Below are 24637 nucleotides of genomic sequence, written 5' to 3' on the forward strand. Positions count from 1 at the left end.
TCGCGGGGGCGCTCGCGGCCGGCTCGGGCATGTGACATGACAGCTGACATGGCAGCTGTCGGGTTCTCCGGGCCATCCTGGATACTGGAAGCAGGTGGAGGCGACCATGCTGACCGAGCTGCGCGAGCATGTGGGCAAGTCCCTGTTCGAGCGGGTGGCGGGCCCCGACGGACCGGCCACGCGGGCGCGGATCCACGACACCCCAGGCCCTCGCTGGTTCGGTCCCGACCGCCCCATACGCGCTGTCCACGGCGATGCCTCGATGTTCATCGGCGGGATCAGCGCCCTGCTGCTGCAATCACTGCACCCGCTCGCCATGGCGGCTGTCGCCGCCCACTCCGGCTTCCGGGGCGACCCGTGGGGCCGATTGCAACGCACCAGCACGTTCCTCGCGGTCACCACGTACGGAACCGCCGACGACGCCCAGCGGGCGGTCGACCACGTGCGCGGCATCCACGAGCGCATCCGCGGCAGGACCGCGGAGGGCCTGACCTATCACGCCGCCGACCCGCACCTGCTCGGATGGGTCCACGCCGCCGAGGCCGACAGCTTCCTCCGCGCCCATCAGCGCTACGGGGCCCGCCCCCTCGACGGCGCGGACTACGACGCCTACGTCGCCGACACCGCCCGAGTGGCTGAGGCACTGGGAGTGATCGACCCTCCCCGCGACCGTCACGACCTGTCCGAGCGCCTCTCCGCCTACCGGCCGGAACTGCGGGCCACCCCTGAGGCCAGGGCCGTCGCACGCTTCCTGCTGCTGCGACCACCGATTCCCCTCGCAGCACGGCCGCTCTACGCCGGACTCGCGGCGAACGGCGTGACCTGCCTCCCGGCATGGGCCCGGGAGGCGTTCAGACTGCCAGGCCTGCCGGTCGTCGAGGACCTCGCCGTACGCCCCGTCGGCCGTGTCCTGACAGGCGCCATCCGCTGGGCCATGGCCCCGCCACCGACACAGTGATGCGGCACGGCCGCCCTGCCCGATGCCGGACCCTTCTGTGCCCCCTCGTCGGACCGGCCCGCCATGACGGGGCGCGCAGCGGCGGACGTCGGGCGGCGCCCGGTGTCACGACTGGTTCCGTGTCATGGGCAGGACCCGTCCGCGACGGTGTAGTGGCCGGCAGGCGACTCCTTCAAAGTGCGAGTGACGAACGTGTTGTACAGGCCCATGTACTGGCCGGAACCCGCGGCATAGGTGTAGCCACCCAGGGTCGTGGCGCGGCCCGCCTGTACGTGGGCGTAGTTGTCGGCCGTCCAGCAGGTGGCCGTGGCGCCGGTGGTCCTGGCCGTGACCGTGCCGGAGAGCCGGCCGGTCCCGCCGTCGGCGTCACGGGCGGCCACCGCGTAGGTGTGGGTGGAGCCCGCGGTGAGCCCGGTGTCGGTGTAGGAGACCGCATCGGACGTGGCGATCCGGGTGCCGTCGCGGTGGACGGCGTAGTCGGTGGCGCCGTCCACCGGGTTCCAACGGAGGCTGACGGTGGTGTCGGTGGCGCCGGTGGTGACCAGTCCGGTGGGAGCGGGCAGCGTGCCGGGCCGGTGCTCGGAGTCCTCGAGGCCGAAGAACCGCGCGATCCAGTAGCTGGAGCAGATCGAATCCAGGAAGTGGGCGGCGCCGGTGCTCCCGCACTGCTGGGGACCGCTGCCGGGGTCGACCGGGGTGCCGTGCCCGATGCTAGGGACGCGGTTCACCTCGACGGCCACCGAGCCGTTCCCGGTCAGGTACTCCTCGCGCCGAGTGGAGTCCGGGCCGATGACCGAGGTGCGGCCCGGGGTCTGGGACAGGCCGTGCAGCGCGGTCCACTGGTCGCGCAGCTCGTCGGCGTTGCGGGGTACGACGGTGGTGTCGCGGTCGCCGTGCCAGACGGCCACGCGGGGCCACGGACCGGACCACGAAGGGTGGGCGGCGCGGACCCGCTCGGCCCACTGGGCCGGGGTGAGGTCGGTTCCGGGGCTCATGCACGAGTAGGCGCTGATGACGTCGTCGGCGCAGCCGTGGGGCAGGCCGGCGACGACGGCGCCGGCGTGGAAGACGTCCGGGTAGGCCGCGAGCATTACCGAGGTCATGGCGCCGCCGGCGGACAGGCCGGTGACGTAGACGCGCCGGGCATCCGCGCCGTAGGCGGTGACGGTGTGCGCGGCCATCTGGCGGATGGAGGCGGCCTCGCCCTGGCCCCTGCGGTTGTCGCCGGTCCGGAACCAGTTGAAGCACTTGTTGAGGTTGTTCGAGGAGGCGGTCTCCGCGAACACCACCAGGAATCCGTACCGGTCGGCCATTTCGGGCAGGCCCGAGTGATCGGCGTAGCCCTGGGCGCTCTGTGTGCACCCGTGGAGAGCGAAGACCACCGCCGGATTCGCGGGCAGGGACGTGGGCCGGTAGACGTACATGTTCAGCTGGCCGGGATCGGCGCCGAAGTTCGTGACCCTGGTCAGACCGGCCGCCGCTCGGCCGGCCGGTGCCGGACCGATCAGGACCGCTGCGAGCACGAGGGCGACGAGGGCCACGGCGGCCACCGGACGGGACAGCACCGCACGCCGCACGCGGGTCGTCGGACGTGGCAACGGGTCGGCGGGCACCGCGGAAGAGACGTGGTTCGGCGGGGTGACGGCTTCTCGCAGCGTCGGCAATCGCACGGCGGCTCCTTCGGCGTTCGCGGGACACCGGGTCGCTCCGCCGGCGTGGAACGGCGGATCTGCCCGGTGCCCGGCACCGTAGGGGTGGCTCAGCACGCAACGGTATGGCACCGGACGCCACCAACCCGCCCGGCACGGTGTGCGCACGGACGGGTTGTGCCGCCCCGCTTCGTCTGCTAGTCGACTACGACGACGGGGGCACGTCGGCAGTTACGGGATCAGGAACTCCAGCTCGGGCCGGTCCCACGCCACCGCGGGCGGGTTCGCGGGGGCGGTTCCGGTGGGGAGGGCGCCCACACTGCGGTAGAAGCCTTCGGCCGGAGGATGCGACACCACCCGGACCCGGTCCAGCCCTGCCGCGCGCGCCTGGGTCTTCATGTGATCGACAAGGAGCCGCCCGATGCCGCGGCCCTGCGTACCGTCCTGGACGAAAAGCAGGTCCAGCTCCGGCGGCACGAGGACCAGCGCATAGAAGCCGAGCACCCGGCCCGGGACATCATCGGCGTCGACGGCTACGAAGACCTGGTGGTTCTCGATGTAGTCGGGCCCGACACGGTAGCCGGAGACCATCGCCGCGTACTGGCCTTCGTAGGCACGCGAGCCGCGCACGAGCCGCGTGAGCCGCTTGGCGTCCCGGGCGACCGCCCGGCGTACGAAGGTCTCGCCACGTACGGACGCGATACTCGATTGCACACGGAACATTCTACGCGTCCGGGAGGGGCCGCCTCCGCGCTCCGCACCGGAGGCGGCCCCCGGCGCACCAGGAGAGGCCGGCCACCAGCCGGCCCGATCGCCACGGTGACCTGGGGACGATGCCGCGGTTCGCGCTCCGGTCGCCGGATCGGCAGGATGGGGGCATGACCGAGATCCGCACGCCCCGCCTCCTTCTGCGCCGCTGGTCGGAGGACGACCTTGCTCCACTGTCCGAGATCCATGCCGATCCGGCGGTGATGCGGAACATCGGTGACGGCAGGCCGCGCTCGACCGAGCAGACCGCCGGGGACATCGAGGCGTGGGAGGAGGAGTGGGACGACGAAGGATTCGGAGTGTTCGCGGTCGAGCTCCTGGGATCCGGTGAACTGGCGGGTGCGGTGGGCCTGTCCGTGGCCACCGAGCCGGCCGCGGCAGCCGGTCAGGTCGCGATCAACTGGCGGCTCGGCCGGGTGTTCTGGGGGCAGGGATACGCCTCCGAAGCGGCGCACGCCGCTTTGGAGTTCGCCTTGCAGGACCGCGGTCTCGAGCGGGTGATCGCCGTACTGCGCACGGGCGACAGTGCCTCCGCGGCTGTGGCCGACAAGCTCGGCATGCAGGCGGAAGGTGCGGTACGCCACCCGGTCCACGGCTACGACGTGAAGGTGTTCGGGATCGACCTGACGCAGTACCAGGAATAGGGTCCGGGCCCGCCCGCCGCGGTCCGCACGGCACCGCGAGGAGCGTCACGTCCCGCCCGTCCCGGCGAAAGCCCGTGCGGCCGCCCCGATCAGTCGGTCGAGGTCGAGGTCGTGGCCGCGGCGCACGTCGGCGCCCGGCGCTCCGTCAGTCCTTGCCGATGACGATCACCTCGTCCTCGGCCGTCCACCGGCGCCGCTCGCGTTTGGGCGGATTGATCCGCACGCCGTAGCCGGGACTCGTCGAGGAGTCATCGTGGCTTCGGTAACCGATGGCGCATTCGCCGCGACGGCGTGCCGAGGCCACGACCGTGGCGAAGAACGCCTCACTCCCCGGCAGCACGTAATCAGTCGCCGGCCGCAGGCGAACCCCGGTCCCTTCGGCGGAGAACAGTTCCTCGAACACCGCTGCCAGGTGCCGGTTCTGAGAGATCTGGGACATGAGCAGGCCGATGAGTTTGCCGCTGATGATCACGTCGGCCCCGGGGCTGATGGGGGCCAGTGCCCGGTTTCGATCGTCGATCAGTTCGGTGACGAGCGGCAGTTCGCGCCCGGTGGCTTCTTCCAGTCGGCGCAGCAGCAGAAGGGTGACGAGCGTGCGATTGTCGGGATCGTCCGGCGGCTGTCCGGGAACGGGGTCGCGGCCCAGCACGATCACGCTGTCGTAGGAGTGGACGTCCAGGCGTCGCAGGGTCTCGGGACGGGTGATGTCCCCGTGGTGCAGCGCCAGGCTCAGGCCGTTCCCGCTGTCCGCGTCGGCCTCGCTCACCTGGCGGATCGTCGCTTCACCCCGTTCCGCCACCACGTCGACGGTCGAACCGGGCCGGGCGCGTCGGTGCAACTGGTCGATCATGAGTGGCGCTCGACGGTTCCAGCCCAGCAGGAGAACTCGCTCCGCCGGCGCGGGAGTCGAAGGGCGGGATGCCATCGTTGCCTTCTCGGCCAACTCCGCACAGTCGTCCAGGCAGGCCGTGTCGTCGTCACCGGTGATGACGACGAGCAGGTCGTCCGGGGCGATCGGCGTCTCCGGCGGCGGGTTGAGCAGAGGGGTGCCGCCTCGCATCAGCCCGACGACGCTCGACGTCGAGTAGGACAGGAGGACGTCACCGAAAGGGCGGCCGGTCAGGGCCGGCTCGCTGATCAGATAGAACTCGTCTCCGGCGAAGTCCAGGAGTTCCTGGTGGACGAGGGAGATCCCGGGGCGGCGGGCGGCCTGGACGATCAGCCGGGCGGTGACGGTGTCGCTCTCCAGGACGACGCCGCCGGGTCCGGCGGCGAGACAGGCGGCCAGGCGGTACTGGTCGTCCCGGACGGCGGCGACGACGGGCGGACGCGGTTCCGCCCCGGCCAGTGCGGCCCGGAGCGCCAGCAGTGTCTTCACCACCTCCGCGTCGGCGTCGGGCTCGTCAGGGGGCAGGACCAGTACGACACCGGCCGTGGCCGGGCTGCTCAACGGCAACACGGCCGGGTCGGTGGTGGGGCCGCTGCGGCAGATCAGCCGCGTACGGCCGAAGGAGCCCACCTTCGTACTGAGCGCCTCCTCCATGACGGTCTTGTCCCGGTCGGCCAGCACCACAACCGCCGCGCCGCGCCGGTTGGCGTTGGCGGTCACCAGCTCGCTCACCACCGTGAAGACCTGCTCCGACCATCCCAGGACCACGGCGTGCCCCTGTTCGAGCACGGTGGAACGGCCCCGCCGCAAGGAAGTGAGCCGCTCCGTCAGTGCCGTCGTGATCAGGCCGACGAGCGTGGAGACGTACAGCAGAGTGACCAGCGCGAGCAGCACCGACATCAGCGCCCGCAGCGGCGTACCCGTCGCCCCGCCCAGCCGCAGTGTCTCCCCGGTGAGACGCCATACCTGCGCCAGCCGGTCCACCAGGGACGGCGGGGCATCAGGGTCGGTCCACACCAGCACCGCACTGGTCGGCACGACGACGGCCAGGCACAGCAGCGCCATCCAGCCCACGAGAGCGGCGGCACCGCGGGCCAGGGTGCTGTCGAACCAGTAACGGGCTCTGTCACCGAGCGGAGTCCGTCGCTGTGCCACCCTTCCCCCCTTCCGTCTCCTCGCGCTCTCACGAGGTCACGTCGGCACCGCATGGCCGATGCGCCGCGCGGGCCTGCCGGCAAGCGCGGACGTGGACACGCAAGTCGCAGTGTGGGGTACCGACCCGGGCGGCAGACGAAGTTCGATCAACGTTCATCCCTTCGGGTACCCGAGTCGTTCACGGCGGCGGACCTGCGGAGACGGCAGACTCACCCGCGCCGAGCCGCCCTTCGCCGACCCCCGCCAGTACGCCGAAGCGGGCGCCACGCGGATCCCGGGCAGTCATCCTGAAGAAGGTGCGCACCGCTGAGCGGCGTGCCCGACTCGGTCCCGAGGCAGCCGGAAGCCCCGGCGCACCGGCGCCGCGGCCATCGCCTGTCGCGCGCTGAGTGGAGTTCGCCGCTGAAGCCGGTAAGCCGGTCGGGCAGTCCTTGCCGACCGGCTGCGGATGCCGTTCGGCCATGGGACGCGGGCCCGTAGGGAGCGGTCGGAGGGCTATGCGATCGCGGGCCGCTCCCTCTCCGTCCTCGGTACCCAACCGGACGGGCGGAGCCCGGCCGTGGCAGTCGGAGAACGTCCAGAGGCCGGTCGGTGGTGATCTGCGGCCGGCCCCGTCTCCGCACGCCGCCCCTGCACCGATGCGTGGGGCCTTGCACGGGCCATGGCGCCGTCGAACGGGGGAAGGAGTGGCAGCAGGAACCGTTACGAAGGCGTGGCAGCCGTCTGTGCTTTCCGAGGTCATCCCTTCAAGGGGGGGTCGGGGTGTCAAGCCTGCCCATCGGGGTGATGGCGAGGCGAGCGCGGCAGGGAGGAATCACAGTGGACGAGTCGTCAGTGCGGGCGGTGGGCTGGGCGCGCTCGCTGCCCATGGATACCGAGCCGAAGGCGGCACGCGACTGGGCACGCATGCATCTGGAGGCTCTCGGCTGGACGGACAGCCTCTCGCGGACGGTGGACGACGTCCTGCTGACCGTCTCCGAACTGGTCACCAACGCTCACATCCACGCCCACTCCACCGCCCGTCTTGTGATGGTTTGGGACGGTCGGTGCCTGCACATCACCGTGCACGACGACAGCGTCGCCCTGCCCAGGCCCCGCGAGCCCAGCGGCGACCGCCTCGGCGGACGCGGCATGTTTCTCGTCGACGCCCTGGCCGATGCGTGGGAGGTGCGTCCGTGTCCTCACGGCAAGTCCGTGACCGCCTGCTTCAGTCCGTCGGCCACCTCGGCCGACTCCGACTGACGCGGGCGCCGGCGGTGATCGAGCGTCACGCCGAGAACCGTCGTCGTCAGCGGTACCCGCCTCTCCACCGTTGCCTTGCCCCGGAACCCTCACCGCGGCACGCGGACAGCAGATGAAAGCCGCCGAGCCTCATCCGAGGAACACCGGGTATCCGCGAGACCGGATCACCGTCACACGCAGCAAGGAGAGACCCTGTGCCGTCCACCGATGTCGTCGAGCTCATCCTGCAGGACCACCGCCGCATGGAGGAACTCTTCCGCACCATGCGCAATGTCGAAGCGGACCGTGCCGCGGCCCTGGCGGAGTTCGCGGACCTGCTCATCGCGCACGCCTCGGCCGAGGAGGACGAGGTCTACCCCGCCCTGCGCCGGTACAAGAACGTCGAGGGCGAGGACGTCGACCACAGTGTCCACGAGCACCACGAAGCCAATGAAGCGCTGCTGGCGCTGCTGGAGGTGGAGGACACCGCTTCCGACGAGTGGGAGGAGAAGCTCGAAGAGCTGGTCACTGCGGTCAATCACCACGCGGACGAGGAGGAACGCACACTCCTCAACGATGCCCGGGAGAACGTCGCCGATGACCGCCGCAGGGAACTGGGGCAGAAGTTCCAAAAGGCGCGCGCACAGTACCTGGAGTCCGGCTGCGGCAGTGTCGAGAACGTGCGCAAGCTGGTCACGGCCGCCGACGACTGACCCGCGCTTCGTCGAGAGCCCGGCGGTGATCAACCACGTGGTCGGCGACCGGTGACGTCCGTGGTGCGGGCCGGGGACGTCGGAGGCTTTCCCGCGTCACAAGGGGTGACATCCAGCAGGTGGAGAAGGTCGCGTACCGCCGACTGCGACCTCCTCCACCTGCTCCGTGACCGCTCGCACGGTGTGGGGGCCGGTTGCGCCATGTCCCCGGCGAACGGCTACCGTGCCGTACGTCGTCGGCCGCGGCCCAGCCATCGGGCGCCTGTCGCCGAAGTCGCCGTGCACGACGGCGGCCCGAGCCGGTGACGGAATGTCCCGGCAGGTGCTTCCGCCTCTCGTCGGGACCGGAAGGAGAACAATGACCGGCACCCAGCACATACCGGATACCGCGGACGGCACACACGGTGGAGGGGCTTTCGGTGAGCGGGCCGTACGGATACGGCGCCGTCTGGAGCGTCTGATCGGTATCGCAGCCACCGAAGGTAACGCGCTGGTCGCCCTCCGTAACGGCGACGAAATCTTCCCGGCCATGCTCGACACCATCCGCTCCGCCGAGCACACGGTCGACATGATGACCTTCGTCTACTGGAAAGGTGCCATAGCCCGCGAATTCGCGCATGCACTGGCGCAACGGGCCCGGGACGGGGTCAGGGTGCGACTGCTGCTGGACGGCTTCGGCAGCCGGCTGATCGACAAGGACCTGCTGGAGGAGATGGACCGGGCGGGCGTACAGGTGGCCTGGTTCCGCAAGCCGCTGTACCTGTCGCCCCTCAAGCAGAATCACCGCTGCCACCGCAAGGTGCTGGTCGTGGACGAGCAGGTGGCCTTCACCGGCGGCGTCGGCATCGCCGAGGAGTGGTGCGGGGACGCCCGCAATCCGCGCGAGTGGCGGGACACCCATGTGCAGGTGCGGGGGCCGGCCGTGGACGGCATCGCGGCCGCGTTCGCGCAGAACTGGGCCGAGTGCCACGACGAGCTCTTCGACGACCGCGACCGGTTCACCGGCCACCGCCCGCAGGGCGATGCCGTGGTGCAGGTGGTGCGCGGCTCGGCCAGTTTCGGCTGGCAGGACATGCAGACCCTGATCCGGGTCATGATCGAGTCGGCCGAGGAACGCTTCCGGCTGGCCACCGCATACTTCTCCCCGGACGCCTACTTCGTCGAGCTGCTGTGTGCCGCCGCACGGCGGGGCGTCGAGGTGGAGATCCTGCTGCCCGGACCGCACACCGACAAGCGGGTCTGCCAGCTGGCCGGGCAGCACCATTACGAGGACCTGCTCGCGTGCGGAGTGAAACTCCACCAGTACCAGCCGACGATGATGCACACCAAGGTCATCACCGTGGACCGCACGGCGGCTCTCGTCGGCTCGACCAACTTCAACCGGCGCTCTCTCGCCCATGACGAGGAAGTCATGCTCGCCGTCCTCGACGAAGAGTTCACCGCAACCCTCGACGCCCACTTCGACGCCGACACGGCGGCGAGCCGATCCATGCAGGCCGGCCGCTGGAAGAGACGCTCCCTCCTCCAACGCACCCGCGAGTACGCGGTCCAGCCCATTCGCCGTTACCTGTGAACGACCCACCGGCAGAACAGACCGGCGCAGTCACCGGCCTGAAGACCACACCGACGGAGGACTGTCCTGGTGCTCTGCAGACGGTCTCGCGGTGTGACGGAGATGATCAGTCTCACGTCCGTGGCAGATTCCTCCGTGCGGCGATCAAGCCGTGGAGCCGGTGCTCTTCCCGGTCCAGCCGCACCGTGCCCCGTCCAGCGGCGCGGCGGTGACGTCGGCCTCCGCCATGAGATCGGGTTCGCCCGGGTCAGCGGCACCCGGCGTCGTGAATAGGCCGCAGGGTCGGCTCCCGGCTCTTACTGATCGTTTCAGAATGAGTTGAGTCGCAGGTCTTGCGCTCGGTGATCTTGGACGGCAGTGTCGCCGGGTGCGTACTGATCTTGTTCCTGACACTCTGTGGGAGCGGGTGGCCCCGCTGTTGCCGCCCGCTCCCGAACGGCGCCGACGGTGTCCCGGGCGGCTGCGTGTTCCCGACCGGGCGGCTCTCGCAGGCGTCATGTACGTGCTGCGGACCGGTGTTGCGTGGCGCGATGTCCCTGCGGAGACGGTGGGCTGTTCTGGAGTGACGGCCTGGCGTCGGCTGCGGGACTGGACCGAGGCTGGCGTCTGGCCACGTCTGCACGCCGCCCTGCTCACTGAACTGCGGCGCGCCAGCTCGTTGGACCTGGACGACTGCTCCGTGGACGGATCGCACGTCCGTGCTCTCAAAGGGGGGACCATGTTGGACCGTCGCCGGTCGATCGGGCCGGCCCGGCTCCAAGCACCATGTGCTCGTCGATCGCCGCGGCACTCCGCTCGCTGTCTCGCTGACAGGTGGGAACCGGCATGATGTCACCCAGTTGCTCCCTCTGCTCGACGCTGTCCCCCGCATACGAGGAATGCGAGGCCGGCCTCGAAGCAAGCCCAAGCGGTTGTTTGCCGACCGCGGCTACGACTTCGACAAGTACCGTCGTCTGCTGTGGAAGCGCGGCATCAAGCCCCTCATAGCCCGGCGCGGCGTCGCCCACGGTTCAGGGCTTGGCAAAACGCGCTGGGTGGTCGAGCGCACTTTCGCCTGGCTCCATCAGTTCAAGCGGCTGCGAACCCGCTACGAGCGTCACGCCGACTTGCATCTAGGGCTTCTGCAACTTGCGTGCTGCGTCATCTGCCTGCGCCAATTGTCCAAGCGCCAGCCCAGTGACCAGGCTGTCCGGCCCTGGCGGCAGTGATGCACTGGCCGGCTGTCACACTCGCCGGATGAGCATGGAGAGTGCGCACGGTCGTGCCGTTGATCCGGAGGAACTGCTGCTACGGACAGACTGGAGTTCGGTGGAGCACTGCTGTCCGAACGTTGCTCCAGCGACGCCCGCGATCTTGCGACAACTACTCGACGACGACGCACGCAACCAAGGCGCTGCCCTCCGCGACCTGCAGCACGCCGTCACGCATCAGAACACCTTCTACAGCGCCACGGCCCCTGCAGCGTCATTCGTCGCGGCGATCCTCGGGCACCCGCGGACTCTTGCCATCGTCACTGACAAGAGACGGGGAGAAGCATCACATTCCGCTGAGGAGCCTGGATTCTTCCTTCGCGTCGGTCTTCTGGACTGGCTCGGCAGCACGGTCGAAGACGCCAACGAAGAGTCACCTGACGGATATGCCGTCGACATCGAAGCATTCCGCGTCCTTCGGCCCACCCTCTTTGATGCCATCCACCCCTTCCTCACGGACCGCGAGCCAGAGATCCGCAGGGCCGCCTTGGCCAGTGCACTTCCGTTGCTTACCTCACCACTACTAGCCCACCACGTCGAACCTCTACGCAAGGCTGTCCGCGCTCTTGCTGCCGACGACTCCCCGTACCGGCGGCGGGCGATCGAAACGCTCGCTCGCTGGGGAGAAGACGTAACTCCCTTCAGGCAAGACGTGGACATGCAGGTGCACGCCGAGGGCTGCGCGGACGACCCGCCTTTCTGAAACGACCTTTTAGCTGGACCCAGCCTGGGCTGCCTGTCTGGCGTTGTGCAAGACAACGAACACCCTCGTGCGCGGCTGCACCCGGCACATGCCAGGCGCCGGCAACGTGGCCAGTCACCTGCGGCGGAAAGACGGCGTTGTCCGGGGCGGGACGTAGGACCCGGCGCGCCATGGTGCGGCGAAGGCATGCTCCGCCCGTCGAGTGGGGCACCGCGATAGGTGAGCGGCACCAAGTAGGCGGTCGGCCGGGTGTCCGAGGTATCGATGACCACCATGAACTCACCGCATGCGCTGGGCCACCGGCGGACGCGGTTCGTCGAGCACCGGATCGCCGGCTGGGTGACATGCCGCGGTCCGGCGGCCACCGGTCGGTCACCGACGACCAGATCACCGCGGTGGTGAAGTCGCCCGCGACAAAGCACGGCCCCCGCTCACGAGTCGGTCTTGACTCACACGTCAACGGGCGGCGAGGGGGCGCACTGAGGCAGAACGGCACGCTGTGGCGTACGCCGATCACTTCGGAAGTACCGGGCGCTCGGTGGGTGCCCGACGCCGCCGGGGGTTCCTCGCCCCCAGGGCCGGCTGAGCGGGCAAGGGGCGGGCGGCAGGCGTAGGCCGGCTGCGCGTCATGCTCCCCGCTCGTACGGCTGTCAACGGTCTGAGGGGTTCGTCCTCTTTCGGGGGGTTGATCAACCATCGTGCTGATGATTCACCGGTCCGGGGCCATGCCGTTCGGTCGGAGCGTCGTTATGGCCGGTGGACCGGCCGACGCGGCCGGGAACGGTAGATGGGGAGAAACCAAGGTGCAGGTGTTCGGTGCGCGGCGTATCGAGGTGGCCCCGGTGCCGGCGGTGCCCGTGATGAGCCGCACCGCGTGCATCCCCGTGGACCGGTCCAGCCACTGATTCGAAGAGTTCGGCACAGGCCCGCCACGGGGCCGGTGAGCCGTGCGTCGTCCACCGTCACGCTCCACTGGCCCCCTTATCCGACGAGCGATGAGAAAGCAGGCAGTACAGGTGAGCACAGCCTCGGCCAGGTTGACGATCGGTGTGGTGGCGCCCTTGACGGGACGTCTGGCTCCATTGGGCAAGCCGCTGACGTACGTCCTGAGGGCGTCGGCGCCGCAGTTGGCCCGCGTCCGGCACGGCAACCGCCACTACGACGTGACGGTTGCCGTTCGCGACAGCCGTTCCGACCCCGCGGCGGCCCGGCAGGCCGTCCACGACCTGGTCACCACCGACCAGGCTCACATCGTGTTGACCATGGCCGGCACGCAGGTGCTGCCGGCGGTAGCGGACGCTTGCGAGGAACTGCGCGTGCCGTGCCTGTCGACCACCTTCCCGTGGCAGGCCTACGTTCACTCCCGTGGCGCTGACCCGGGCCATGCCTTCCGCTGGACCTACCACTTCGCCTGGGGACTGGACGACATCGCCACCGTCTTCGCCCGGATGTGGGAACAGATCGACGGCCCTCACACCGTCGGCTGCCTGTGGAACGACGACCTCCAGGGCAGCCTGCTCCGCCACCACGAGTACGGTTTCACGCCGGTGACATCCGCGCGCGGACACACCCTGACCGACCTCGGTTCCTACACTGAACCCGCTACCGACTTCGAGGCACAGGTCGGCCGGATGCGGGAACACGGCGTCGACATCGTCACGAGCGCCGCCACCGCCACCGACCTTGCCCTCTTTCACCAGCAGGCCCGTCAGTCCGGACTACGGCCCCGGCTGATCACCTGCTCTCGGTGGCTGACCTACCCCCACACCCACACCACCACAACCCCAGGCATCCACGACGAACTCGCTGACGCCCGCGTCGCCACGCTTGTCTACTGGAGCCCCAACCACCCCTACCGCTCCAGCCTCGACGGCACCACCTGCGCCGACCTCGCCCATGCCTATCAACGCGACACCGGCGAATCCTGGCTGCAGCCCCTGGGACTGGCCCACGCCCTCGTGGAAACCGCCCACCACGCACTCACGACCGCCGACGACCCCACCGACCACGCCGCCGTCGCCCACACCCTTGCCCGCACGACCCTGTCCACCATCGCGGGCACGCTTGACTGGAAGCGGGGCCCCACACCCAACATCGCGCTCCTCGGCCTGGCCGGCGGTCAGTGGCATCCCGGTCCGAAAGGCCCGAGCCTCACCATCGTCACCAACCACGACGCCCCCGACGTCCCCGTCACCGGCGAACTCCGCCCCACCTGACTGGGCGGGCCGCGAGCTGCCCTGGCCCGAGCGACCTCAACCACTGGTCAGCCCCGTCGTGGATGGGGAGCGAGCGGGCCAGTGCCTCACATGACAAGGAGCGGGAAGAGTGCCGGTGAAACTCACCTGACGTGACCTCACGACAGGCCGACCACACGGTTCGCTCTGGCGCCCGGTCGGATGAGGGTGCTCTCCTCCACGTTCTCCATGCGGGCATAGAGCACGACTTCGTTGACTTCGAGGTTGTTGATCAGTTGCAGACAGGCGGTGATGCCGTTGCCGACCAGTGGTGAGCCCAGCGGCGGCACAGGGAAGACCCTGATCGTCGGTGAGTGGCGCCCGGTGAGAACGTCCGCATTGACTGGCCCGTAGGCTGCTCCAGACCGGCGAACCGCCCGCTGAAGGGAAGCAGCCCCACCGTGTTCCAGCAGACCCCCGTGTACGACCGCCTCGTCGCCGAGCGCGGCGACATCCCCGTCCAGGTCCGCGGCGAAGCCGACCGGATACACCGCGACCTGGCACAGATACTGCACCAGGCAGCCGCCAACCCGCAGAGCGTGTTCGAGCCGAAGACGCCGCCCGGCGCCCCGTAGGTCTGGGCTGTCGGCTTGCGCTGTTGTGGCAGACGGCAGCCACCCGCGTCGGGCTTCCGCACCGGCGCGCTCCGGCGGCCGCGGGCTGCTGATTCCCGATGCTGCTCGACCGGCTGGCCGCGGGTGAGATCGAGACGGCGCAGCTGGCGGCCCACACCCGCTCGCTCGACGAGGCGCCCACGGCGTACGACGTGTTCCAAGGAGAAGGCCGACGGCTGCGTATGCGCCGTCAGCCGCCCCAGTCCTGAAGGAACGCGTGATCACCGACCGGGCCGCTCACGGACCACGCGGAAGACGACGCCCGCAGCCCCAGCGGCGCCCAGGGCCACCAAGAAGGCGCGGCGGGCGGCGGGGCCGTTGACCGGTGCGAGATCACGCAGTCGGTCGAACGCGCTGAGGGGGACACCTCGCAGAGCGTTGCCCGGCGGGCGACGCGGGACGCCGGGGTGGGGGCGGGTCGGAGCGGCCGCCCGCACCGCTTCCCACGTGGCGCCGATCCGCCGCAACCGGCGATCGCTGAACGCGTCCCGCAGATGAGGCAGCAGCTCGTCCTCCTCATCCCGGATGTCCTGGCGGATGAGGGTGAACGCCTGCCGGATCCACTCGGCCCGCCGAGGGTCGTCGGGCGACCTCTCGACCCGCGCGACCAGTTCGTTGATCGCCTGGTGCTCCTCCTCCACGCGACCGGTGAGCTCCTCGCCGTCGGGAGCCACTCGGCGCAGGACGGGCCACAGAACAGTCTCCTCCGCGAAGGCGTGGCTGAACACCAGCTGGACGATGTCCTGCCACAGGACGTCGAGCTCTTCGTCCGCACCGCCGGCCAGCCAGCGATTCATCATCGTGTCGAGCCGGGCGTGATCCCTGCGCTGGCGCATCAGGACGCTTCCACTGCCTCCCAGCGCTGCGGAATCCCGGCGGGTGATCGAGGTGGTCACGGTCGCTCCTGCCTCGCGGTAACGTCTGGGTACCCGGACCGCCGCCTTCCTCAGTGCCGAGGTGCGGCCGGTCCGCAGAGTCGGGGTTCCCCTCCGGGGCGTGATCCATCACCCCGCGCCGTCCCCTCTGGGGCCTTGCTCTGCGCGCCACCTCCAAGGACAGATGAGGTGGGAGTGTGGCGAGAGCTCGGTACGTCGGTCATCGCGTTACGGGACGGCACGCGGACACGTCTCATCGGTTGCGCAGCAGGAGCAGGGCGATGTCGTCGGTGTGGGTGTGCCGCGGTACGGCGTAGCGCAGCAGGTCGTCGGCGAGATCGCTGATGGGTCGGCTGCTCGCGGTGGTGAGGTGCTGGGCCAAGGCGTCGATGGCTTCGGTGATGTCGGTGTGCGGCGTTTCCACAAGGCCGTCGGTGTAGAGGGCGAGAAGCGATCCGGTCGGCAGGGGAGTGGTGGTGACCGGGTAGTCGGTTCCCGGCGTCGAGCCGATGCCCAGGAGAGGGCCGGGCTCCACGTCGATGACGCGGGTGTGCGGTGTGGGCGCCACGGTACACAGGAGCGGGGGAGGGTGCCCCGCGCTGGCGAGGTGAAGGCGGTGGCCGGCGAGGTCGATGTGGATGTAGAGACAGGAGACAAAGAGGTCCGTCTCCAGGTCCGCCAGCACGCGGTCGGTGCGGACCAGGACTTCCTCGGGGTGTGCGCTGGCGGTGGCGTGGACGGCGGTGCGGACCTGTCCCATGAGGGCGGCGGCGTTGATGTTGTGTCCCTGTACGTCCCCGATGACGGCGGCGGCCGTGGTGTCGCTCAGACGGATCAGATCGTAGAAGTCACCGCCGATGTCCATGCCGTGGGCGGACGGCAGGTAGCGGGCGGTGACGTCGAGGCCGGGGACGCGCGGCAGGGTCGTCGGCAGGAGCGCCTGCTGCAGGCCGTGGGCCAGGTCGTGCTTGGCGTCGTAGAGCAGGGCGCGGTCCATCGCCTGGGCGATGAGCCCGCCCAGCGAGACGAGCACGGCGCGTTCACCGGCACCGAAGGGGTGCGGCCGGTCGTAGGACAGGATGCAACAGCCGACGCGCCGGTCGGACACCACCAGTGGGAGGAACGCCCATGCCTGCTTGCCGCTCAGTGCGGGGGCCCTCGGATAGGCCCGGGCCATCTCGTCGGGGTCGGCGAAGAAGGCCGGAGTGGCGTTGCGCAGCACGTGACCCGCGGGTGTCACGTCCGTTTCCAGGGGCAGTCCGTCGAGGCGGGCGATGGTGCGCGGGTCGTACCCGCGCTGGCCGGTGATCTTGAGGCGTCCGGAGTCGGCGGTCGAGATGACCATGCCCTGGGCTCCGAAGGCGGGCAGGATCTGGTCGGCCACCACGTCGATCACGTCGGCCGTGGTGACGGTCTGGCTGAGTGCGGCCGACAGGTGGATCAGCTGGTGGACCCGCCCCGTGGCGGGGCCTGGCGGAGAGGTGAGCGGGGCGCTGATACGAGGTGGTGGCCCGTCGGGCGGGTGCTGGTGGCTCCTGTTGCGGGAGACGAGGATGCTGATGCCGCTCTCGTCCGGGTAGAGCCGGAAGTCGAGCCAGCTGTCGGGCGGGCGCAGCGCGGTGAAGGCGACGGGCTCACGGCTGAAGACCGCCGCGCGGTAGTGCTCTTCGTGGACCGGGTCGTCGAGCCATGGCACGGCCTGCCACGGCATGGTGCCCAGGAGACGGTCGGCCGGGCGGCCCAGCAGCTGTGCCGCGGCGTCGTTGAGGTACGTGACGCGCCCCTCCAGGTCGAGGCCGAGCGCGCCGACGGGCAGTCGCTGGACCAGGTCGACGGCGGCGAGCCGGGCCTGTGCCGAAGCCATGTCGGGCCGTCGCAGCGGCACGGTGCGCGGCTGGTCCGGGAGGGCCCACGAGGCGGGTGCCTGGTCCAGTACCTGGGTGAGGCGCCGCGCGCTGGACTGGATCTGTCCGCGTTCCCGCGGGGTCAGGGACGGCGGGTGACTCCTGGACCACACGAGCACCATCGCCCCGTAGCGGCGGTCACCGTGCAGGGGCGCGAAGGCCGCCGCGAACTGGTAGGGCATGCCGGCCGCGGCGTTCGGGTACACGCGGGCGAGGTCCTCCTGGCGGCCGACCCAGACCAGGTGGTCCTCCCGCACAGCCTCCGACAGGGGCCCCGCTGCCGATATCGCCACCCGCCGCCACGGAGCCACGGTCGCCGTCGGCATACCGCACACCGCGGCCAGACCCAGCATGGGTTCCCGTGCCGCCAACAGGTACAGACCACCTGCCAAAGCCCCCGTGCGACGGACCGTGGCGCTGAGCGCTTCGTCCAGGGAAGCCGTGTCGTCGTCGCGGACAGGCAGGTCATCACTCACAAATACGACGGTATGCCAAGTCGGGCGCTCTTGGCGGTGCAGCCGAGTGCCGACGTGACTGCGCGGAAGGTGCGCCTGGGTCCTCCCCGGGAGGCCCGATGCGGCAGCCGGGTCTCGCGGACGGGGCGCTGCGATCGGCTGGGCGAGGACGAGGACGTGGTTCTGCTCGGCGCCGAGCCGGTTGCGCCCACGCGCGTCCCGGTCCCCGGCAGGCAGGTCCGGCCGACTACTGCTCACCCGCGGGCGCCGCGGCTCCTTGCCGGGGCGCCCGCGGCCCTCGGCTCCGCCGCGTCGGCTGGAACGGGCGCTGCGGATCAGTCGCGGGAAGGACTGGGGCCGCTCGGCACGGCGGAGCAGCGAATTGCGGCGGACAGCCCGGGCACACGACGGGGCCCGCCGCAGTCGCGGGCCCCCTCGGAATCGTGCCGCAGCTCAGGCGGGTGAGGGTTGCGTCCGGTCGAGGACGGGTTCGAGGCGGACGACGATGCCCTTCGACGTGGGCTGATTGCTGATGTCCGCGACGCTGTCCAGCGGTACCAGGACGTTGGTCTCGGGGTAGTAGGCGGCGGCTGAGCCCTTGGCGGCCGGGTAGGGGACGACCTGGAAGTTCTCGGCCCGGCGCTCGGTGCCGTCCGACCACACACTCACCAGGTCGACGTGATCGCCCTGGGCGAGGCCGAGTGCGCTGATGTCGGCCGGGTTGACGAGTACGACGTGGCGGCTGCCGTGGATGCCGCGGTAGCGGTCGTTGTCGGTGTAGGGGACGGTGTTCCACTGGTCGTGCGAGCGCAGTGTCTGCAGCAGCAGATGGCCTTCGGGCGCCCGGGGGACCACGCTCTCGTTGCGGGTGAACAGGGCCTTGCCGACCTCGTTGTTGAAGACGCCCTCGTTGACCGGGTTGGGCAGCAGGAAGCCCCCGGGCCGGGTCACGCGTGCGTTGAAGTCGTGGAAGCCCGGCACGACGCGGGAGATGCGGTCGCGGATGGTGTTGTAATCGCCTTCGAACGTCTCCCAGGGGATGCCCGCCGTGTCGCCCAGGGTGAGCCGGGCGAGCCGGCACAGGATCGCGATCTCGCTGAGGAGCATGGGGGAGGCCGGTTCGAGGCGGCCCCGGGACGTGTGCACCTCGCTCATGGAGTTCTCGACGGTGACGAACTGCTCGCCGTCGGCCTGGACGTCGCGTTCGGTGCGTCCCAGGGTCGGCAGGATCAGTGCGGTGTCACCGCACACGGTGTGCGAGCGGTTGAGCTTGGTGGAGATGTGGGCGGTCAGCCGGCACGAGCGCATCGCCTCCTCGGTGACGTCGCTGTCGGGCGCGGCCCGGACGAAGTTGCCGGCCAGGGCGAGGAAGACCTTGACGCGGCCCTCGCGCATCGCCCTGATCGAGTCCACCGAGTCCAGGCCATGGGCGCGCGGCGGGTCGAAGCCGAACTCCTTCCGCAGGGCGTCGAGGAAGGTGTCCGGCATCTGCTCCCAGATGCCCATGGTGCGGTCACCCTGGACGTTGCTGTGGCCGCGTACCGGGCAGGCACCGGTGCCGGCGCGTCCCAGGTTGCCACGGAGCATCAGGAAGTTGACGATCTCCCGGACGGTGGGCACGCCGTGCTTGTGCTGGGTGATGCCCATGGCCCAGCAGACGACGACGCGTTCGCTCTCGAGGACCTCGTCGCGTACCTTCTCGATCTCCTCGCGGGTCAGCCCGGTCGCCGTGCACACGTCGCCCCAGTCCACCGTGCGGGCGTGCTGGGCGAACTCCTCGAAGCCGGTGGTGTGGGCGTCGATGAAGTCGTGGTCCAAGACGGTGCCGGGCCGGGCGTCCTCGGCCTCCAGCAGCAGGCGGTTGAGGGCCTGGAACAGGGCGAGGTCGCCGCCGGGCTTGATGTGCAGGAAGCGGTCGGCGATCTGGGTGCCGCGTCCGACGATCCCGCGCGGCTGCTGTGGGTTCTTGAAGCGTCGCAGCCCGGCCTCGGGGAGCGGGTTCACGGCCACGATCCGGCCGCCGTTCCGCTTGGCCTCCTCCAGCGCGCTGAGCTGGCGCGGGTGGTTGCTGCCCGGGTTCTGCCCGACCAGGAAGATCAAATCGGCGTGGTGGAGGTCGTCCAGGCTGACGGTGCCCTTGCCGGTCCCCAGGGTCTCGCTCAGGGCGAAGCCGCTGGACTCGTGGCACATGTTGCTGCAGTCGGGCAGGTTGTTGGTGCCGAAGGCGCGGGCGAAGAGCTGCAGGACGAAGGCGGCCTCGTTGCTGGCGCGGCCCGAGGTGTAGAACACGGCCTCGTCGGGCGAGGCCAGCGATGTGAGCTCCTCCGCGAGGATCCCCAGGGCGCCGTTCCAGCTGATGGGCTCGTAGTGTGCGGAGCCCGGCCGTTTGATCATCGGCTCGGTGAGCCGGCCCTGCTGGTTGAGCCACATGTCGGAGCGGCCGGCGAGGTCGGCGACGCTGTGCTCACGGAAGAAGCCGGCGGTCACCCGCCGCGTGGTGGCCTCGTCGTTGATGTGCTTGGCACCGTTCTCGCAGTACTCGTTGCGGTGGCGCCGGCCCGGGGCCGGGTCCGCCCACGCGCAGCCGGGGCAGTCGATCCCGCCCACCTGGTTCATGGCCAGCAGGTCCACCCCGGCCTTGCGCGCGGACGTCTGCTCCAGGGAGTACTCCAGCGCGTGCACGACCGCGGGGACTCCGGCCGCCCACTTCTTCGGCGGTGTCACGGAGAGGCTGGTCTCCGGCTCCTCACCGGGCGGGTTCTGCATGTGCTCGCCTTTCTCTCGCCGTGTCCGGCCCTCCGGTCAGCCGACGGGCCACTGGGCCACCCGGCTCCTGGGCGGCTCCGGTCGATCGTGTTGCACGCGGCCGTTGCGGATGGTGCCGCGCCAGGCGCCGCCCTCTTGCCCCAGCCCCTCCATGAACCCTTTGAACCTCATGAGCTCGCCGTGCACCAGTCGGGTGGTCAGCCGGGCGGCCCGGGACGAACGGGTGAGGATCCTCGCGGCTCCCCGCGGTTCCAGAAGCATCCGGACGGTGATCGCGGTGCCGCCGGACTCCGTCGGCCTGAACTCGACCTCGCCCCGGTGCCACGGCCTCTGCTCCAGGCCGCGCCAGGCCAGGTAGGTATCGGGGTCCTGCTCCAGGATCTCGACCGCGAAGCGGCGGCGCAGGGGTCCGTAGCCGATGGTCCAGGCGGTCACGGTGGGCCGGACCTGCTCGACGTCGCGGACCACGGCCGAGAACCGAGGGAAGGACTTGAACTGCGTCCACTGGTTGTACGCCGTCCGTACCGGCACCGCCACCTCGACCGTCTGGTCGACGTGCCGCTCGCGCAACGGACGACGGCGCGTGCCCCCGTCACCGTCGGTGCGCGTCCCCGGTGTGCTCGGTGCGGCCCGAAGGCCGTCGTTCTGCTGCGCCATCGTGGTCTCTCTTCCGGTGAGGGAACCAGGCGTCCGGGCACCCGGCGTCCCCTCGTGCGTCGGGGCTTCCCCTCCCGGTTCCCACATCCGGCGTTTCGAGTCACTTCGGGCCGGGGGTACGCGGACCGGGCGCCCGAACCCGGCCCGCGTGGATGAGGCTCGACCTCACCGTGCACGTGACCGGCTCCGTATCGTCCCCGCGCCGCTCACGTGCCCGACCGGTCGACGACCCGGCCCGCGCGGATCTCCGGCACGGACGACCACCGGTACGACGACGGAGGCCCGCTGCCGGAACGGAGCCCGGGGCGCGGTCCGCGCCGGACAACCGCGGGAAGGAGCGGACAGCGGCCAGGAAGCCGAACGTCGTCAGCACAAAAGGCCAGGTGAAGGCGTGCCCGCCGGACGGCGAGAGCAGCGCGGCGACGGTGGGGGTCAGAGCCGTCGCGGTCGCGGCGCCGAGCAGGGCGAACAACAGCGTGGTCGGCGTCGCCGGCAGGAACACCCCGCACAGGGCGAGCGCGACCAGCACCGCGTTGTAGCCCATGGTGCCGTCGGCGATCCGGTCGGCCGGCGCACCGAGCGCCCAGGCGGTGACGATGCCCGTCACGCTGCCCGCGCAGGCGATCAGCCCGGCCGTCCGGCTTGCGAGGAGGAGGCCCGCGAGCAACAGCGCGCCCACGTACCACAGCTCCAGGAAGAAGAGCTGGGACACGTTGTGGAAGAACGCCGGCACCAGCTCGTTCAAGTGCAGGGCGGTCCGCCCGGAGGCCGAGTCGGGCAGCGCGGCGAGGCCGGCATCGAACGGCCAGATCCGCCGGAAGGCGGGCGCGGCCACGGTCACCGCAACCGCCAGGAGGCAGTACGGGAGGGTCAGCGGCGGCAGGTTCCAGACGCTCAGGAGACGTACCGCCGCCGCCGTGCCGATGGTGACCACGATGCAGCCCGCGGCGGCGACCAACGCCGTGGCCGGCCGGTCCCGGCCGAGGAAGACGGCGAAGCAGAGGGCGAGCAGCGCGGAGTTGAAGCCCTCGAGACCTGCCTCCCGCCGGTGGCGTGACCCTCCGAGCGCGCGTGCGGTCCAGGTACCCAGGGCTGCGCCCCCCACCGCATACGCGGCGAACCGCCAGTCGGCCAAGCACAGGGCCGCGGCGAAGACGGCCCCCGTCCACGCGTTCGCCTGGAACACCACCTGGCCCAAGCCGCGCAGCACCTGCGGGCAGAAGCCCGGCGCGTGTGCTGAAGACCCCCACCACCGGGCTCGTACCGAGCGTCGCACGTCCCGTCCCCCGATCTTTCTGCGAAGCGGTATTTGGTTTCCGCAATACGATATCCGGTGGACGTGCGGCACACCGGCGGCCTCCGACCGGCACCCGTACCCCGCGGCCTGTCGGCGGGCAGTTCCGGTGTTCAGGGGTGACCCCGATGCCTGTCTTTCGGCCGACCGCGTCGGTGACGCGGCGGCGCAGGGGGAAGCGAGACCGGTCCTCGGCCGCTGCCTGCAGCGGTCGGTCGGATGCGGCCTAGTCGCTCCGGCGGGCGGTGAGCAGCAGGTACTCCCAGTCGCTCACCCCGTCCCGCAGCGCGTCGCGGGCCAGGTCGGTGAGGGCCGCGTCCAGGGCGGCGGCGCGCTCCGTGTCGTCGCCGATGTTCCGGTAGACGGCGATGATCGGTCCGTAAGCGGCCTTGAAGAACTCACGGAAGTCCTCCGGATCGCTGAACGCGTCCACGCGAATCGACTGTCGGCGTGAGACGACGTCGGTGACCCGGTCGCCCAGCAGCGCCCGTACGTGCTCCTCCTTCCCCCACAGCGGCGGCGGCTGCGCTCCCGGGGGAGGGGGCGGCGCATACGGCTTGAGGGTGGCGAACATGCGACCGATGAACCCTTCGGGAGTCCAGCTCAGCAGCCCGATCGTGCCACCGGCCCGGCAGACTCGTACCAGTTCGTCCGCAGCGGCCTGGTGGTGCGGGGCGAACATGACGCCGATGCAGGACATCACCGTGTCGAAGGCGGCGTCCTCGAACGGCAGCGCCTCGGCGTCGGCCTCCTGCCAGCTCAGTACCGCTCCGCGCGCCTCCGCCTCCGCGCGCCCCACGGCCAGCAGTTCGGGAGTGAGGTCCGAGGCGACCACATCGCCGCCGGCCAGCGCGGCCGGGATCGAGGCGTTCCCGGATCCGGCGGCGACGTCAAGCACCCGGTCCCCCTCCTTCACGGCGCACGCGTCCACCAGGACGGGGCCGAGGCCCGCCACGACACGCCTCGCGATCGCCGGGTAGTCGCCGAGCGCCCACATCGTCCGGTGCTTGGCCTTGAGCGCGAGGTCTGCCTCGCGGGTGTTCGCTGTTTCCGTCATGACGTGCTCCTCTTTCATCCGTACGGCTTGTCGGGCACAGCGGATCGGGACCGCGCTGCACGACGGACCGACCCAGATGATCAAGCCCGAGACAGCGATCATGACGATGGACCGGACCGGGGGGCAGGGCAGTGAGACGAGGCCGTCCGACGGCGGGCCGGACCGCCGCAGCCGCCACGGCGCGCACCGGCCGCCGCAGGAACGCCGTGGGCCGGCCGGGAAGCACGAGCCGCGTGCGCGGGAAAGGGGCCTCAGAGGGACCGGCGGACGGGACGGCCGGATCCGGGGTGCTCGGGTAGTTCTCGGCCACGGCGCTCACCACCCTGTCCGGAGAATCGTCACGGGCAGCGCTGTCTCCAGCATCCCAGCCTTCGCACGCCCGTGCGCGGCGCAGGGTCGTGCTTCCCCTGAGCAAGGGACTCCGCAGGGGGACGCCTGGAGTCCTCGTCAGCGGCGGGCCGCGGCACGCAGGGCGAGTTCGGCCTGTTCGAGGGCGGTCACCGGGCCGTTGTCGGCGAGGCCGGGCACGCAGACCACCTCTCCGGCGTCGAGGGCGGCCAGCGAAGCGTCGATCACCTCGCCGACCGGCGCCCCACCCTCCTCGTGCACCGACGGCTCCCGACCCGGGACGGGGTCCTGGCCGCGTGAGCGGTGGAATTCGGTGGCCGTCAGTCCCGGGCACAGGACCTGGACGCGCAGGGGAGTGCCGGCCAGTTCGGCGGCGAGGGTACGGGTGAAGGTCACGACGAACCCCTTGCTGCCCCCGTACACCGCGCGCTCGGGCAGTGGACCCGGTGGCAGAGCGCCGGCGAACGCCAGCTGTGAGGCCACGTTGACGAGAGTGCCGTGGCCGCGGGAAAGCATGGCCGGCACCGCGGCGCGCGCCAGCACCGTGACGGCCAGCACGTTGATGTCGAGCACCTTGCGCAGCAGGGGCGGGGCGAGTTCGGCGAAGGGGCCGTAGCCGTTGATCCCCGCGTTGTTGAGCAGAAAACCGATGTCGTCCCCCGCGGCACGCTCAGTGACGCGGGCGAGATCTTCGGGGTCCGACAGGTCCGCCACGAGCGTCTCCACCGTCGTGTCCCCCTCCGCGCGCAGGTGGTGGGCGAGGTCGTCGAGGCGGTCCGCTCTCCTGGCCACGAGGACGGTGTCCCACCCCCGCTTCGCCAGCCGCCGCGCGTACGCCGCGCCGATTCCCGAGGAAGCACCTGTCACCAGGGCCGTACGTGCCGTACCCGTTCCCGTGCTCACGGCCTCG

The 24637-nt window shown here is 70.6% G+C and carries 20 protein-coding genes and 2 pseudogenes; 10 read left to right on the forward strand and 12 right to left on the reverse strand.

Annotated features, from left to right (window positions below):
• Positions 1 to 106 precede the first annotated feature (106 nt).
• Positions 107 to 958, forward strand: a complete 852-nt coding sequence (locus tag ACLIN4_RS33410) for an oxygenase MpaB family protein (protein WP_289912773.1) — start codon at positions 107 to 109, stop codon at positions 956 to 958.
• 122 nt (positions 959 to 1080) lie between these two features.
• On the opposite strand, the gene ACLIN4_RS33415 is transcribed toward ACLIN4_RS33410, so the two are convergent.
• Both ACLIN4_RS33415 and ACLIN4_RS33420 read right to left on the reverse strand, forming a co-directional pair.
• Entirely contained in the window at positions 1081 to 2382 is a 1302-nt protein-coding gene (locus ACLIN4_RS33415; RefSeq protein WP_373420341.1) for an alpha/beta hydrolase family esterase, read from the reverse strand.
• A 456-nt stretch (positions 2383 to 2838) separates the two neighbouring features.
• The gene (locus ACLIN4_RS33420) at positions 2839 to 3321 is read right to left on the reverse strand and encodes a GNAT family N-acetyltransferase (protein WP_257002993.1); all 483 of its coding nucleotides are present in this window, start codon (positions 3319 to 3321) and stop codon (positions 2839 to 2841) included.
• 164 nt (positions 3322 to 3485) lie between these two features.
• On the opposite strand from ACLIN4_RS33420, the gene ACLIN4_RS33425 reads away from it, so the two are divergent.
• Complete coding sequence (locus tag ACLIN4_RS33425) at positions 3486 to 4019, forward strand: GNAT family N-acetyltransferase (RefSeq protein WP_107479508.1); 534 nt, start codon at positions 3486 to 3488, stop codon at positions 4017 to 4019.
• A 145-nt stretch (positions 4020 to 4164) separates the two neighbouring features.
• Here the strand turns inward: ACLIN4_RS33425 and ACLIN4_RS33430 are convergent, their stop codons facing one another.
• Positions 4165 to 6063, reverse strand: coding sequence for a CASTOR/POLLUX-related putative ion channel (locus ACLIN4_RS33430; RefSeq protein ID WP_307651640.1), 1899 nt, complete (start codon positions 6061 to 6063; stop codon positions 4165 to 4167).
• Positions 6064 to 6882: 819 nt separating this feature from the next.
• Here ACLIN4_RS33430 and ACLIN4_RS33435 point away from each other — a divergent pair.
• The 5 genes and pseudogenes from ACLIN4_RS33435 to ACLIN4_RS33455 all read left to right on the forward strand — a co-directional run bounded on the left by ACLIN4_RS33435 (position 6883) and on the right by ACLIN4_RS33455 (position 11523).
• On the forward strand, positions 6883 to 7305 hold the full coding sequence (locus ACLIN4_RS33435) for an ATP-binding protein (RefSeq protein WP_100045121.1): 423 nt from the start codon (positions 6883 to 6885) through the stop codon (positions 7303 to 7305).
• A 194-nt stretch (positions 7306 to 7499) separates the two neighbouring features.
• A complete protein-coding gene (locus ACLIN4_RS33440; RefSeq protein ID WP_107480516.1) occupies positions 7500 to 7997 on the forward strand; it encodes a hemerythrin domain-containing protein in 498 nt (165 codons plus the stop codon).
• Positions 7998 to 8355: 358 nt separating this feature from the next.
• Positions 8356 to 9570, forward strand: coding sequence for a phospholipase D-like domain-containing protein (locus ACLIN4_RS33445; RefSeq protein ID WP_100045123.1), 1215 nt, complete (start codon positions 8356 to 8358; stop codon positions 9568 to 9570).
• A 367-nt stretch (positions 9571 to 9937) separates the two neighbouring features.
• Positions 9938 to 10778, forward strand: a pseudogene (locus ACLIN4_RS33450) (IS5 family transposase).
• A gap of 28 nt (positions 10779 to 10806) precedes the next feature.
• The gene (locus ACLIN4_RS33455) at positions 10807 to 11523 is read left to right on the forward strand and encodes a hypothetical protein (protein ID WP_179342405.1); all 717 of its coding nucleotides are present in this window, start codon (positions 10807 to 10809) and stop codon (positions 11521 to 11523) included.
• 194 nt (positions 11524 to 11717) lie between these two features.
• On the opposite strand, the pseudogene ACLIN4_RS33460 reads toward ACLIN4_RS33455, so the two are convergent.
• Positions 11718 to 11804, reverse strand: a pseudogene (locus ACLIN4_RS33460) (1,4-alpha-glucan branching protein); the annotation flags it as partial.
• Between the two features lie 714 nt (positions 11805 to 12518).
• Between ACLIN4_RS33460 and ACLIN4_RS33465 the strand changes: the two are divergent.
• On the forward strand, positions 12519 to 13739 hold the full coding sequence (locus tag ACLIN4_RS33465; protein ID WP_107477518.1) for an ABC transporter substrate-binding protein: 1221 nt from the start codon (positions 12519 to 12521) through the stop codon (positions 13737 to 13739).
• A 137-nt stretch (positions 13740 to 13876) separates the two neighbouring features.
• On the opposite strand, the gene ACLIN4_RS33470 is transcribed toward ACLIN4_RS33465, so the two are convergent.
• Entirely contained in the window at positions 13877 to 14047 is a 171-nt protein-coding gene (locus ACLIN4_RS33470; protein WP_381939495.1) for a hypothetical protein, read from the reverse strand.
• Positions 14048 to 14158: 111 nt separating this feature from the next.
• Here ACLIN4_RS33470 and ACLIN4_RS33475 point away from each other — a divergent pair, with 111 nt between their 5' ends.
• Together ACLIN4_RS33475 and ACLIN4_RS33480 are read left to right on the forward strand one after the other, a co-directional pair.
• A complete protein-coding gene (locus ACLIN4_RS33475; protein ID WP_179342407.1) occupies positions 14159 to 14332 on the forward strand; it encodes a hypothetical protein in 174 nt (57 codons plus the stop codon).
• 98 nt (positions 14333 to 14430) lie between these two features.
• Positions 14431 to 14580 (forward strand): hypothetical protein, encoded by a 150-nt coding sequence (locus tag ACLIN4_RS33480; RefSeq protein WP_257101567.1) that lies wholly within the window; start codon positions 14431 to 14433, stop codon positions 14578 to 14580.
• A gap of 12 nt (positions 14581 to 14592) precedes the next feature.
• On the opposite strand, the gene ACLIN4_RS33485 is transcribed toward ACLIN4_RS33480, so the two are convergent.
• From ACLIN4_RS33485 to ACLIN4_RS33515, 7 genes are all read right to left on the reverse strand, one after another.
• Positions 14593 to 15267 carry a hemerythrin domain-containing protein gene (locus tag ACLIN4_RS33485; RefSeq protein ID WP_306416632.1) on the reverse strand — a complete coding sequence of 225 codons (675 nt, stop codon included), beginning with the start codon at positions 15265 to 15267 and terminating at the stop codon, positions 14593 to 14595.
• Positions 15268 to 15499: 232 nt separating this feature from the next.
• Positions 15500 to 17626: a SpoIIE family protein phosphatase gene (locus ACLIN4_RS33490; protein ID WP_411576515.1), complete on the reverse strand. Its 2127-nt coding sequence runs from the start codon at positions 17624 to 17626 to the stop codon at positions 15500 to 15502.
• 432 nt (positions 17627 to 18058) lie between these two features.
• Positions 18059 to 20371 carry an FdhF/YdeP family oxidoreductase gene (locus ACLIN4_RS33495; protein ID WP_107477520.1) on the reverse strand — a complete coding sequence of 771 codons (2313 nt, stop codon included), beginning with the start codon at positions 20369 to 20371 and terminating at the stop codon, positions 18059 to 18061.
• 36 nt (positions 20372 to 20407) lie between these two features.
• Positions 20408 to 21028, reverse strand: coding sequence for an SRPBCC family protein (locus ACLIN4_RS33500; protein ID WP_381911995.1), 621 nt, complete (start codon positions 21026 to 21028; stop codon positions 20408 to 20410).
• 100 nt (positions 21029 to 21128) lie between these two features.
• Positions 21129 to 22217 carry an urea transporter gene (locus ACLIN4_RS33505; protein ID WP_382052278.1) on the reverse strand — a complete coding sequence of 363 codons (1089 nt, stop codon included), beginning with the start codon at positions 22215 to 22217 and terminating at the stop codon, positions 21129 to 21131.
• A 331-nt stretch (positions 22218 to 22548) separates the two neighbouring features.
• Complete coding sequence (locus ACLIN4_RS33510; protein ID WP_100045144.1) at positions 22549 to 23379, reverse strand: class I SAM-dependent methyltransferase; 831 nt, start codon at positions 23377 to 23379, stop codon at positions 22549 to 22551.
• A 447-nt stretch (positions 23380 to 23826) separates the two neighbouring features.
• A complete protein-coding gene (locus ACLIN4_RS33515; RefSeq protein ID WP_257101570.1) occupies positions 23827 to 24630 on the reverse strand; it encodes an SDR family NAD(P)-dependent oxidoreductase in 804 nt (267 codons plus the stop codon).
• Positions 24631 to 24637 lie beyond the last annotated feature (7 nt).

The organism is Streptomyces mutabilis (assembly GCF_046628145.1).
Lineage (GTDB): Bacteria > Actinomycetota > Actinomycetes > Streptomycetales > Streptomycetaceae > Streptomyces > Streptomyces mutabilis.

Excerpts from the sequence above, each read along its gene's own strand:
- ACLIN4_RS33410 (WP_289912773.1), top strand. The coding sequence starts at position 107 with ATGCTGACCGAGCTGCGCGAGCATGTGGGCAAGTCCCTGTTCGAGCGG.
- ACLIN4_RS33415 (WP_373420341.1), bottom strand. The coding sequence starts at position 2,382 with ATGTACGTCTACCGGCCCACGTCCCTGCCCGCGAATCCGGCGGTGGTC.
- ACLIN4_RS33425 (WP_107479508.1), top strand. The coding sequence starts at position 3,486 with ATGACCGAGATCCGCACGCCCCGCCTCCTTCTGCGCCGCTGGTCGGAG.
- ACLIN4_RS33445 (WP_100045123.1), top strand. The coding sequence starts at position 8,356 with ATGACCGGCACCCAGCACATACCGGATACCGCGGACGGCACACACGGT.
- ACLIN4_RS33455 (WP_179342405.1), top strand. The coding sequence starts at position 10,807 with ATGAGCATGGAGAGTGCGCACGGTCGTGCCGTTGATCCGGAGGAACTG.
- ACLIN4_RS33465 (WP_107477518.1), top strand. The coding sequence starts at position 12,519 with ATGAGAAAGCAGGCAGTACAGGTGAGCACAGCCTCGGCCAGGTTGACG.
- ACLIN4_RS33480 (WP_257101567.1), top strand. The coding sequence starts at position 14,431 with ATGCTGCTCGACCGGCTGGCCGCGGGTGAGATCGAGACGGCGCAGCTG.
- ACLIN4_RS33495 (WP_107477520.1), bottom strand. The coding sequence starts at position 20,371 with ATGCAGAACCCGCCCGGTGAGGAGCCGGAGACCAGCCTCTCCGTGACA.
- ACLIN4_RS33500 (WP_381911995.1), bottom strand. The coding sequence starts at position 21,028 with ATGGCGCAGCAGAACGACGGCCTTCGGGCCGCACCGAGCACACCGGGG.
- ACLIN4_RS33510 (WP_100045144.1), bottom strand. The coding sequence starts at position 23,379 with ATGACGGAAACAGCGAACACCCGCGAGGCAGACCTCGCGCTCAAGGCC.